At 58.7% G+C, this 11078-nt stretch carries 7 protein-coding genes; 4 read left to right on the forward strand and 3 right to left on the reverse strand.

Annotated features, from left to right (window positions below; all coding sequences use genetic code 11):
- Positions 1-83: 83 nt before the first annotated feature.
- The gene (locus tag K1Y02_09640; protein ID MBX7256611.1) at positions 84-2876 is read left to right on the forward strand and encodes a hypothetical protein; all 2793 of its coding nucleotides are present in this window, start codon (positions 84-86) and stop codon (positions 2874-2876) included.
- Positions 2877-2882: 6 nt separating this feature from the next.
- On the opposite strand, the gene K1Y02_09645 is transcribed toward K1Y02_09640, so the two are convergent.
- Both K1Y02_09645 and lexA read right to left on the reverse strand, forming a co-directional pair.
- Positions 2883-4340 carry an alpha-L-fucosidase gene (locus K1Y02_09645; protein ID MBX7256612.1) on the reverse strand — a complete coding sequence of 486 codons (1458 nt, stop codon included), beginning with the start codon at positions 4338-4340 and terminating at the stop codon, positions 2883-2885.
- A 39-nt stretch (positions 4341-4379) separates the two neighbouring features.
- Positions 4380-4997: a transcriptional repressor LexA gene (gene lexA / locus K1Y02_09650; GenBank protein ID MBX7256613.1), complete on the reverse strand. Its 618-nt coding sequence runs from the start codon at positions 4995-4997 to the stop codon at positions 4380-4382.
- Positions 4998-5263: 266 nt separating this feature from the next.
- Here lexA and K1Y02_09655 point away from each other — a divergent pair, with 266 nt between their 5' ends.
- A complete protein-coding gene (locus K1Y02_09655; GenBank protein ID MBX7256614.1) occupies positions 5264-5938 on the forward strand; it encodes a DNA alkylation repair protein in 675 nt (224 codons plus the stop codon).
- 161 nt (positions 5939-6099) lie between these two features.
- A complete protein-coding gene (locus K1Y02_09660) occupies positions 6100-8694 on the forward strand; it encodes a hypothetical protein (protein MBX7256615.1) in 2595 nt (864 codons plus the stop codon).
- Between the two features lie 63 nt (positions 8695-8757).
- On the opposite strand, the gene K1Y02_09665 is transcribed toward K1Y02_09660, so the two are convergent.
- Entirely contained in the window at positions 8758-10671 is a 1914-nt protein-coding gene (locus K1Y02_09665) for a hypothetical protein (protein MBX7256616.1), read from the reverse strand.
- 167 nt (positions 10672-10838) lie between these two features.
- On the opposite strand from K1Y02_09665, the gene K1Y02_09670 reads away from it, so the two are divergent.
- Positions 10839-11027 (forward strand): hypothetical protein, encoded by a 189-nt coding sequence (locus tag K1Y02_09670; GenBank protein MBX7256617.1) that lies wholly within the window; start codon positions 10839-10841, stop codon positions 11025-11027.
- Positions 11028-11078: the final 51 nt, after the last annotated feature.

The following is an 11078-nucleotide window of genomic DNA, read 5'->3' on the forward strand; positions in this document are numbered from 1 at the left end:
TCCGGGAATGTCCTCCTACAATCGTCGAAGAGCGAGTCAGAACGCAACTCGTACGCGCTTCGGGAGCGCAGCATAAGGTGAGTATGGGAAACAGTGCAGAAGACATATTTCGCAAACTGGAGAGCGCCGTCAAAGACTGGAGCTCGGAAGTAAGCAGCGCTTACTCCGGCCTTTCCGAGCGCTTGGATGTTGCGACGAAGCGGGCCGCAACGCCGGAAGCCGGAGCGGCGTTTGAAGCCCTTTCGGCCTCGTTGGATGCCGCGATGGAGCGCTTCACCACGGTGGAGGGGATGCTCCGGCAAACGAATCAGGCGGCTCGTCATTCCGTTGCCCGCGTCAATGAGCTCGAACTCGCTATCGATACGGTGCGTCGCGAGGCGGGTGGCTTGCCCACCCCGGCGCAGTTGAACCTGGAAACGGACTTGAAGGAACTGGCGAACCGGCTGCAAAACGTAGAGGAAATCGTAAACACACCGGCTCCGGACTTGAGTCCGAGATTCGAAGCGATTGAGGAGCGGTTGAATCTCATTGCGGCGGCAGTCGCGAATCTGCCCGCTGAATGGACGCCGCGTGTACACGAATTGGAAACGCGCCTCCAATCTCTTGCGGAGGCGATGCCCAAGCCGGTCCCCGACTTATCCCCCATGCTTCAGGATTTGGCAGTACGCTTGGAGACTGTCGCGGGATCCATACCCAAGCCCGCGCCAGACCTGACTCCCAAGTTCCAGGAGTTGGACGCGCGCATTAAGGCTGTTGCGGAGTCGATGCCAGAACCGGTGCCTGATTTGACCCCAAAGCTGCAGGAGTTGGCGAGCCGCTTGAAGACGGTTGCAGAGTCAATACCCAAACCCGCACCGGATCTATCTCCCCAATTGCAGGAATTGGAGGCGCGTCTGAAGTCTGTCTCGGATTCGGTCCCAAAGCCTGCACCTGACCTGACTCCCAAGTTGCAGGAGTTGGAAGCGCGTTTAGCGACTATCTCGGACTCGATACCCCAACCTGCACCCGATTTGTCTCCCGAACTTCAGAAACTGGAAGCGCGGTTGCAGTCTGTCGCGGAGAGCGTGCCGAAGCCTGTACCTGACCTCACCTCCAAGATCCAAGTCCTCGCGGCACAGGTTGAATCCATTGCCGCGGTGGTTGCCAAGCCCGCGCCCGATCCGATCCCCAGGATTCAGTCGTTGGAGGGGCGCGTCGAAACATTGGCTTCTTCTATTCCCGAAGCTCCTCCCGACTGGACCCCGCGCATTCAGGCGTTGGAAACGCGGCTGGAGTCGGTGGCCGAAGCTGCGGCAGTGCCCGTTCCCGACCTATCCCCCAAGTTGCAGGGCGTGGAAGCGCGGATGGAAGCGCTGGCCGCTGCGATTGCGCAGACCGCGCCGGAATTCACCTCCAAACTCAAGAACCTCGAGTCTCGCTTGGAGACGCTCGCTGCAATCGTTGCGCAAACAGCCCCGGATCTCTCGCAGAAGATTCAGACGCTTGAATCCAGGTTCGATTCGGTAGCATCTGCGACGGGCCAGCCAACCGTCGAGCCTTCGCCACGCTTGCAGACTCTGGAATCGCGTCTTGATTCACTCGCTGCGGCTGTTGCCGGTTTGTCGCCGGATACAGCGACCAAGCTTAACGCGTTGGAATCCCGGCTTGAAACCGTCGCGTCTTCCATCGTTCCACCGGCGCCGGATGTTACGCCGCGGGTGAAGACTTTGGAAGAGCGCATCGAATCCGTGGCCTCGGCTATGCCTGCACCACAACCAGACGTTGAGGCGCGCATCAAAGATTTGGAGGCGAGGCTGGAAATGAGCGTGGCCGAACTGCGTGCGCAGGCGCATGAAGCAGGGACGGAAACGTCTGCGCTTCCAGGCGCATCCGAATCGCAGTTGAGCGCGCTTCGCGAAGAGATCGAAGAGTCCATGCGTCAATTCCATTCCGGTATCGACGAGTCATTGGAGGGGTTCCGGAACAACATCGAACGTCTGGCCATTGTTGTCGAGGAAGTCGCGCAGGAATCCGGATTAGGTACGCCGGCCGCAGCCAGTGAGGCGTTGCGGCAAGATATCGATACCCTGCGGTCCGAAGTGAGCGGAGTGCGACTCGTTTTGTCGCGCCTCGACGACGTGGCGTCGCGGACGGACGAAGTCCAACGCATGACGGAAGCCGGGCGCGAGCGAACCGAACAAATTGCGCACGATATTCAGTTTGTGCGTGAGTCGTTGCATGCCGTGCCGAAAGTACACCAGATCGAGAAGTTGGAGCAGGACGTTGCGCGGTTGAGGGCGGAACTGCTGAGGGTCAAGTCCACCGCTGGACGCGGTGACGCAGCAACTCCCGCTGGCGAACCTGCTGGTGCGGAAACCTACGAAGCAGAAGATACACCGACCGTAAGCGGTTCTCAGGGTTCGATGCTCGACTCGTTGAATTTGTCTGGTTTCGATTCGGACGGCCGCCGCCGAAGGCTGGGCGAAATACTTGTCGATTCCGGGATTTTGAGCGGCGAACAGCTTGTCACCGCGCTGCGCATGCAGCAGGAACAACCGCAGCGGCGTTTGGGCTCGATTCTCGTCGAGCTGGGATTCACCGAAGATGACGTGGTGGCGCAAGTGCTGGCGTGCCAGCTCAAACTGCCCTATCTGAGGCTCGAAACGGACCTGATGGAAGATGCCGCGGTGCGACTAATCAGTGGGCGTCTTGCGCGGCACCATGTATGCATTCCGGTGCGCGTGTCGGACGAGATGCTGATTCTTGCCATGGCAAATCCACTCGACCTTATCGCGATTGAAGACGTCGAACTCGCCTCGGGACTCCGCGTCGATCCGGTTGTGGCCAGCTACCCCGACATCGCCGACGCCATCGAGTGGTTCTACGGGCAAGAGTGACGCACCTCACAACAGGATCTTGAAGACAAAGGCGTAGTCTCCGGGCAGTTCCTTCGGGATGCGTAAGACCAAGCCTTCCTTCGTGCGCTTGGCCGAAATCCGCTTATCGTTTGCCAGCAACCGGACTCCTTTGATCTTGAGATCCGGCGCGGCCTCTTTCCCGAGAGAATGGATGAGGCACTTCGATTCGGGACGCGCCAGAACTATCGCGTAAAGCGCGTCGCCCTTGCGCGTGAAGCGTATATCTTCCGCCGTGAATCGCCCGCTCTTTGTATCGGTGAACGAGCCCGATTTCACTTTGGTGGGACCTTCGCCATAGACGGCCCAAGGACGCGTGCCGTAAATGGCCTCGCCATTCATGCGCAACCACTCGCCTATCCCGAGCAGACGCTCCTTAGCCTCGTCCGGAATCGTGCCGTCCGGCATGGGGCCGATATTCAGCAACAGACAGCCATTCTTGCTCGCGATGTCGACGAGGTCATCCACGAGCGAGTCTACCGAGCGAAAGATCTCGCTGCGAACGTATCCCCATGACCGTATGCCGATTGAGGTGTCTGTCTGCCAGACACGCTCGCTGGTCGTCCCCAGTTTTCCACGCTCGATATCGAGCACGGCCGCTTCGGGCGGAAACGACTTGTTTTTGTAGTTGATGACCACGCCTTGGTTCCATTCCGCGCCCCGGTTGTAGTAATACGCCGCGAAACGTTGCAGATACGGCGCGAACGCGGGTTGCTCGATCCACCAGTCAAACCACATCACCTGAGGGTGGTACGCGTCGACGAGTTCTCGGCACCGCGCATACCAGTTGTCCAGGAACGCCTTGTCAGGTTGAAGCTTGTCGGACTGCGCGGGACCATAGAATTCGCTGAGGCGGCTGTCGCGCACGTCGCTGTCGAATTTCATGCCCTCGTTGAAGAACCACCAGTGCTCGGCGCGATGGGAGGACACGCCAAAGACCATGTCCTGCTTACGCACGGCTGCGGCCAGTTCGCCGATGACATCCCGCTTGGGGCCCAATTCCACGGCGTTCCAGTGCGTGAGTTCCGACTTGTACATCGCAAACCCATCATGATGCTCCGCGACCGGCACCACGTAGCGCGCGCCCGCTTGCTTGAACAAGGATGCCCACTCGTCCGCGTTGAACTTCTCGGCTGTGAAGAGCGGGATGAAGTCTTTGTATCCAAATTCGGACTGCTTCCCATACGTTTCCACGTGATGCCGGAAGGTCTCGGTATCCTGCTTGTACATATCGCGCGGATACCATTCATTGCCATACGCCGGCACGGAGTACACGCCCCAATGGATGAAGATGCCGAACTTGGCATCGGCATACCACTCTGGCGTTTTGTATTGTTTAAGGGAGTCCCAGTTCGGCTGGAACGGGCCCGAAGGGATCTCTTGCGCGAAGGCCGCGCATACGAAAGCGGCGATGGCAGTCAAAAGCACACGTAGCGCAACACGCATGTCAGCCCCCTGCAGGTACCGCCGAAGTCCGGCCAGTCCCTATCGAATTGTGCGCTGCAACGCGACAACCACACCCTGAATCTGTACAGACTGCGCGGGATAGAGCATCGGAGACATCGAGGAATTCGCGGGACGAAGCTCCACGACCGCCCCGTGCGGATGATAGTGCTTCACGGTTGCCTCGTCGTTCACGAGCGCAACCACAACGTCCCCAATCTGTGGCCGTGCCGTCGGGTCGACAATAATCGTGTCGCCGTCGAGAATACCGTCCTCGATCATACTGTCGCCCTGCACGCGCAAACAGAACCCGCCTGGGCGCGCCAAGGAGGATGCGACGGGAATACCGCCTTCGACATTTTCTTCCGCGAGGATCGGCAGACCGGCGGCGATGCGCCCCACCATCGGCAGGATACCCACCTCGCTGACGTATAGCCCCGCCGATGCCTTCTCCGTCACGTGAATCGACCGCGCCTTGGATGAGCGCTCGATGTAGCCTTTGCGCTCCAGCGCGACCAAGTGATCGTTCACGCCGTTGGTCGATGCGATGCCAAAGGCCTCGCCAATCTCCGCAATCGTGGGGGGCATTCCGCGTTCACGGATGCATTCCACGATGAATTGGAGGATTTCCGACTGGCGCCGCGTCAATCCTTTTGACATAACCGCCTCCCGAACAAATCTGAAATCTTTTTCAGCAGTATTCAACCACACTTCGTGCCGGGTGTCAAGGGGGTACCGAGAAGGTAGTCCGGTTTACCCGCCAACACACATGGACCTATCTCGTAATCGGTGCGCTTGTGATGCTTGCAGCAAAAGAGAAGACGGTACTACCCAAACAGTGTGCGTTCGAGTTAGATCCCGACTAGACTGGAAGGGGAGAGACTTGCAGACTCAGACTGCAAACGCACGGAAGGAGTAAACCGAGTATGTCAACGGCAATCGCGGGTGTCCTGAGGAGAGCGCTTCGTGTGCATGCCGATCCCGAAATTGCGGTGGGCATGCAGGCGTATATGAAGACGTCGCAGTTCTTCTACGGCATCAAGACGCCCGTGCGTCGCGGGCTGTTGCGAGACGCATTGAAGAAGCACCCGATCGAAGGTCAGGAGGCATACGAAGCGGCCGTGCGCGACCTGTGGTATGGCAAAAGCCGGGAGGAAATGTACCTCGCTGTCGACTTGGCGGAGGCGTGTCGCGCGTACAGGACGGACGCGTCATTTCCGTTGTATGAGGAGATGCTGCACAGCGCATCGAATTGGGATACGGTCGATGGAATAGCCGCGTCGTTACTGGGGGGACTGGTACGCAGCAATCGGGCGCACGAAAGAACCGTTGAGCATTGGATAACGGACCCCAATTTCTGGGTGCGGCGCGCGGCATTGTTGGTGCACCTAAAGCACAAGAAGGAGACGAACACGGCGCTGCTCGAGAAGACGATAGTGGCGCTAATGCACGAGAAGGAGTTTTTCATTCGTAAGGCGATTGGCTGGGTTTTGCGGGAGTACGCTAAAACAGATCCGGCGTGGGTGCGGCGATTCGTGGCGCGGCACGAGAAGGGGCTGTCGCCATTGAGTAAGCGCGAAGCGATGAAGCATTTGGAGTAGGATGAGAGGGAGAAGAATTTGAAATTTCAAATTTGAAATTTCAGATATGGGAGATGAATGGCGCGGCAATTCGCGAACGTCAGTCACCTGGAAAACACAGACGAGTGTAGATGAGCAATACACGGTTGAATCGAACCTATTACTTCACTTGGGGGTGCTGTATGCGGCGTTGTCTTCTCGGTTTTGCGATTGTTGCAGTACTCACGTCGTATGCGGCGAGCGCCGAGTCCGACGTGTCGCTTGGAGATATGACCCTGCATGTGATCCCGCAGGCGCACATCGATTTGGCGTGGTGGTGGCGGTATGACCCGGAGACGTTGCACGTCGTCGCGACGCATACGCTGGAGACGGTGTTCGGGAACATGGAGAAGTATCCCGATTACACGTTCACGTATTTGCAGGTGCCTGTCATCGAGCCGCTGGAAGACGCCTACCCGCAACTGTTCTACAAGTTGCGCTTATACACTCATCGCACGAAGGCCATTGGGGAGCGGTTGCCGAATCCCAATGCGAGCAAGCCGGATGGCCGCATTGCGATTGGCAGCGCGTCGTATTGCGAGTTCGACGGATGTGTGCCGTGCGGGGAATCGCTGGTGCGGCAGTTCGTGTATGGGAAGCGCTATTTCCTGCGCGAGTTTGGCATCGACGTTAAGACGGCCTGGGTGCAAGATGCATGGACCCATCCGTGGACGTTGCCGCAGATTCTGAGGAAGTGCGGCGTGGACTCCTACATGTTCAGCAGACCGCGCGGCCAAGGCGATGACATGTTCTGGTGGGAAGGGCCAGACGGCAGCCGGGTGTTTGCGTACAAACCCATCGATGTAGGCGGAGACTCGTTGCCGCCGCAGCAGGAAATCGAGGCGAAGTTATCGCACATCAAAGGGAAATACGGCGCGAAAGATGCCATCACGTTGATTGGCGAGGGAAACCACGGGGGTGGCGCGATTCGCGCGGACATCGAGCGGATGCACGCAGTCATGGCGCGACGCGAAACGTCAAGAGATGAGGCCCGCATGCCGCCGCAGATGACGTTCAGCACGCCGGCGCAGTTTGTGGAATCGGTGTTGCGCGAGCTGCCAAGTCTCCCGGTGGTTAGGAACGAACTTGTGCCGACGATACGGGGCGCATACACAAGCGTCGGTGAAATCAAGAAGGGGAACCGGCGCAGTGAGGCGACGTTGATGACGCTAGAGAAGTTTGCGGCGATTGCGTCGCGGTTGGGCGTGCGCGAATATCCGCAGGCGGCGATCTATGACGCGTGGAAGAAGGTCATGCTGAACCAATTCCACGACACGATTTCCGGTACGGACATTCTGCCGTCGGTAGAAGACGCGCTGGGACGGTATCGCGACATAGAGAAGATGGCGCAGTCCGAATTGGATGCGAGTCTAAAGGCGATCGGCGCACGCATCGACACGCGCGGCAAGGGAACGCCGCTGGTGGTATTCAATCCGCTGGCGTGGGAACGAACGGACCCGGTCGAGTTCGCTTATGAGTGCGAGGATGCCCCCGAAGCATTGGAGGCACGGGACACGGAGGGGAACCGCCACCCGGTGCAGATCGTGCGCGAGACGCCGCGCGCAGGCGGGAAGACCCTGGCGTGCGTGATGCTGGCGCGCAGCGTACCGTCGCTCGGGTACAAGGTGTATTGGATCGAGACGGCTGCGGGTACGCGCCATGCGGAGACGGGTTTGACGTGCGACACGCACGAACTTGAGAACCCGTACTTCCGCGTGCGCATCGACCCGGCGACGGGGTGTGTGCAGAGCATTCACGACAAAGAGCAGAAGCGCGAGGTGCTGGAGGCAGATGGCAAGGGGAACCTGATTCAGGTCCTCGAAGACTTTGGCGATTCGGAAGGATTTCTAAAGTCTGCGGACGGTAAAGCGGAACACAACGTGTGGACAGGCCAGGCGTGGGACGTGGACAAATCGCCGCAGATTAAGCTCGTTGAACGCGGCCCAGTGCGTGCGACGCTTGAGATCAAGAAACAGTTCGAGTTGGCGCGGTTTACGCAGCGCGTCACGCTCTATGCTGCAGCACGCAAAGTCGATTTTGAACTCGCGGTGGATTGGCGAGGCACGAACAAGATGGTGAAGGTCAGCTTCCCGCTGAACGTGTCGAGTCCGGAGGCTACCTACGAGATTCCGTATGGAACGATACGGCGGCCGAGCGTAGGCGAGGAGCAAGTGGCGCAGAACTGGGTGGATATTTCGGATGGCGCCTACGGGGTCAGTCTTCTCAACGACAGCCGTTACGGGCACGACATCACGGCGAACACGATTCGCCTGAGCATCCTGCGGAGTCCGACGGAGCCGGTCCGTAGCACGGACGAGGATGGCGTGCATGAAGTGAAGTACTCGCTGGTTCCGCATGCGAGTGACTGGAAGGATGCGCGCATCGTGCGACGGGGGCTTGAGCTGAATACGCCGTTGCTTGCCGTGTGGGAAACGGCGCACAAGGGTGATTTGCCCGCAGTGTGCGCGTTTGTGACGGTGACTCCGGAAAACGCGGTGATGAGCGTGTTGAAGAAGGCGGAGGACAGCGACGATCTTGTCGCGCGTTGCTACGAAACGGTTGGCGCGGACACGAGTCTTCGCGTGGAACTTTCCACGGCGCTAGCGCTTGATGCCGTCCACACAACCGATCTTTTGGAAAACGACCTAAGCGATATACGCGTACAGAATTCCAGTTTCTCGGTGGATGTGCCTGCGAATTCGATAGAGACGTACAAGTTGATTCGCGACCCGCGGTAAGGGCTACGAAACCGAAACCGGAGTGGCCGCGATACGAAGCGGAACCCGTTGTTTGTACGAAGATCAGGGCGCAGGCCGAAGCGTCGCCGAATCGGGGTCAAGGACAAGCATGCCGTCGACAATCTTGACGCCCAGCGCCGCGTCGAGCCGCGCGTCAAGCGGATCGGGTCCGGACATTCCAAGGCGTTCGCGGACGTTTTTGCGGAGCCACCAGAACCCGGAATTCCAGGAGTAGAGGTGATGGCCGTGGGGTTTGCCATGCACGGTGCTGATGGATTCGTGGAAGGCGGGCATGAAGGCGAGTTCCTTTTCGAGCCGCCACATAATCTTGTCGTCGATCCAGGCCGGGTCCATGCCGTGGATGAGCCCATCGAGGTAGTTCGCGCCATCGTTTAGAAACCACGAACCACCGTTGGTGTAGACACCTTCGTGTCCTTCGAGCAGGCTGCCGTCGGCGTTGGAGATGACGCGCATGCCGTAGGGCGACTGGATGCGCACGGAGGTTTCAAGGTGCGTGCGTACCATGTCGTCGGGCAGGAGCTTGCGTCCAAAGACGCAATACGTGAGCACTTCGCCGTAGAGGGCATCCTGGCCGACGTGATCCTGCTGCATCAGGCTCGTGGCCATATATCCGCCCTGCGCATTGAACATGCGTTTGTAGCCTTCGATGGCCTTGTCGATTTCGGCGTCGGTCACATCAAATCCGAGTTCCTTCGCGGCCATGAGCGCACCGCAATGAAAACCCTGGTTCGATGACGGTGCGTCGCCGTCTTCGTAGGGCAGTTGATCGTGGTAGGTTTTGTAGCACAGCTTGTCGGCGTGCAGCCGCGGGGGAATATAGAGGCCATCTTTCTCGTGCTCGCGGATAAAGCGGTACGCGCGGCCCACGGTACGTTCATCGGGATTTGCGCCGGTGCGCTTCACCAGCGCGGCCCAGATCAGGTAATACTGCGCGTTGTCTTCGTAATTGATGCGTTCGAAGAACACGGCGGCCTGCGCTTCGGCGTCGTACTTGGGGTCGTCAAGGCCGCGGCTCATCCAGAAACCGTCGGAGACCCATTGTTTCCAGCCGTAACCTGTGCCGGAGATGAAGATGTAGTCGCTCTCTGGACGAAGAAGGTTGCGGCGCAACAACATGTACGAAGTGTTACGCAGGATGGCCTCGAGCGAAGAATGGTTGAACCCCTTTGCATTCGCGAGGGCGAGGTGCGCGGCAAGTTGGACATCGTAAAGCGATTTTGCAGGCGAGGTGAAGAGCCACGTCTTATACGATTGCGTTTCGCCGATCTCGATATGCTGCCACCCATCGAATACGGCGCGGTAGACGGAGGTGGCGTCAATATTTCGCGGGATCATGATTGTGCGCTTCGCGGAACCGTCGCCGTTACAGAATGAAAGACTCCGGTTATCCACGTCGAAGGTCATGAACTGCCGGTTTTCCCACATGCCCGCTGTTTCGCCGATGATGCCATAGAGACGGTCGCCCGCGAGGACTCCCATGAACGGGAAGGTCTGCTTGGCATCGACGCCGAATTCGGAACCCGCGCAACTGGGGGTATAGGTGGCGGTCTTTGTTTCGGGGCCCATGAAGGAAAAGAACCCGCCATCCACGGCGCATTTCCATCCGAGATCGAGGTAGTACCGCTCGTCGGCCGTGGTCGTCACGGTAACGGTGCGTTCGATGAGGACCGGCGACAAGACGCGAAAAGTCTGCGTTAAGGTCAGGCCGTTGGCGGTTCCCTCGGACGAGGTCAGCGTGCCGTTTTCTTCCGTAAAGTCGCGAAACAGGACGTCAGTTGTGCCGGTAGGCTGTGCCACGCGAAGCCCGGAATCAAAGGGCGTGAATACGGTTTGCTCGCCGTCGTAGACGGACACAGAAACGCCTACGGTTTCTTTTTGGGCGCGCATCTCCAGGTCGGCGTGCGCGGCGAAATACGGCGTTATGAGAATTGCGATGGCAAGAAGACGCGACATCATGATAACTCCCCCTCCAGGTCGTAGCGGCGTGAACGCGAAGAACGCACTGTGACGCTATTCTGCGCTATGGGAGCGGCAGGGGACAAATCGAAGAAGGAAACGCAAAGACGCCAAGGCGCAAGGACGCAATGAGTGCAAGAATCAAGAAATGAGAAACAGGAAAGACGATGAAGCAGACGATGGTGAGAGGTTCACAGGCTCTTGCCGCGCGTTGGCGGGATGCGGGTAATCTCAGCCAAGCCGGCCTATATCACGTGATGCTCGCGAACAACAGTCCAATGCACCTTGATACGATGCGCAACTCGTCGAAAACGTTGACTCATCTTCCGAATGACGCGGTGCCTACGATTGCTTAACGAGAACGGCGAGGATCAGCGAGCCCACCTTGAGCGGAGATTTTACCTCGA

Source organism: Candidatus Hydrogenedentota bacterium (assembly GCA_019695095.1).
Lineage (GTDB): Bacteria > Hydrogenedentota > Hydrogenedentia > Hydrogenedentales > SLHB01 > JAIBAQ01.